Consider the following 1272-nt stretch of genomic DNA (forward strand, 5'->3'; position numbering starts at 1 on the left):
CACCCTCAACCCAGCAGGCTCCGATTACGCTGGCGATCGCGCTGCCCAAGGGCAATGGGTTTGACGATGTTGTGCGCCAAACCACCGAGCTGGGGGTGACCACGCTACAGCCGATCATTAGCGATCGTACCCTGCACCAGCCCAACCCCAAAAAGCTAGAGCGCTGGCAGCGCATCGCCCTTGAGGCCACCGAGCAAAGTGAACGACTGCTGCTGCCAAAAATTTTGCCCCCCGAGCCCTGGTCAGTCTACCTGAAGCAATCGGCTGAAGGTAACCGATGGATATGTGTGGCTCGCAGCGATGCACCCCACCTGCTGGCGGTAGCTCAGGCCAGCGATCCGCACGTTCCCGCTGCGATCGCCGTTGGACCAGAAGGCGGCTGGACGGCAGCTGAGGTAAAGAGTGCGATCGCGGCAGGCTTTCAGCCCGTTTCCCTGGGGTCCTATATTCTCAGGGCGGTAACGGCTCCCCTGGCGGCCCTGGCTCTGGTCACTGCCGCTCGCGCGTTGCAAGCAGTTCCAGAGAAATCTAAAGACATCTAAAGCAGTCTTCGGAGTCATTCTCAATAACAAAAAATTATTGCAAATAACCCAAAAAGTTCGCTACTATTCTCAATAAGGACGAGTTATTGAAATCTAGCGGGGAGAAACCAGGCTATGGCTGCTTACACTCCATCAGCCCTCAAGGCCGAGCTAAACGAGCGTGGCTGGCGCATGACTCCTCAGCGAGAGACCATGCTCAAAACCTTTCAAAACCTGCCCGAAGGCACCCACCTGAGCGCTGAGGATCTGTGCGACCAGCTCGACAAAGAGGGGGAGCCGATCAGTCTTTCCACCATTTACCGCAACCTCAAGCTGATGGCGCGGATGGGCATTTTGCGCGAGCTAGAGCTAGCCGAGGGCCAAAAGCGCTACGAAATTAACCAGCCCGCGCCCCATCACCACCACCACCTGATCTGCGTGCGGTGCAACAAAACGATCGAGTTCAAAAACGACTCGGTGCTTAAGGTAGGGGCAAAAACCGCCGATCGCTCCGGCTATCACATCCTCGACTGCCAGCTGCTGATTCACGGTATTTGCCCCACCTGCCAGCGATCGATCGTGCCAATTTGATTGGTTTCAGGTGCAAGGTTTAAGGTTTAAGGTTACCCCTGTTAAGGTGAACGTTTGTTCTCCTTTTGCTTGAGGAGCCGAGCGGTGGCAACATGGGGATGCTTCGGATTAAACGGCTCCTTTTTAGCAGGTTTTTTGGGACCTCTGGGAGAGGACGAAA

At 55.8% G+C, this 1272-nt stretch carries 2 protein-coding genes; both read left to right on the plus strand.

Annotation, left to right across the window (positions count from 1 at the left end; translation table 11 throughout):
* On the plus strand, positions 1–542 hold a 542-nt coding region (locus tag IQ273_RS33245), incomplete at its 5' end, for a 16S rRNA (uracil(1498)-N(3))-methyltransferase (RefSeq protein ID WP_194027329.1).
* Between the two features lie 114 nt (positions 543–656).
* Positions 657–1112 carry a Fur family transcriptional regulator gene (locus IQ273_RS33250; protein WP_194027330.1) on the plus strand — a complete coding sequence of 152 codons (456 nt, stop codon included), beginning with the start codon at positions 657–659 and terminating at the stop codon, positions 1110–1112.
* Positions 1113–1272: the final 160 nt, after the last annotated feature.

The sequence above is a fragment of the Nodosilinea sp. LEGE 07298 genome (assembly GCF_015207265.1).
Taxonomy (GTDB): domain Bacteria; phylum Cyanobacteriota; class Cyanobacteriia; order Phormidesmidales; family Phormidesmidaceae; genus Nodosilinea.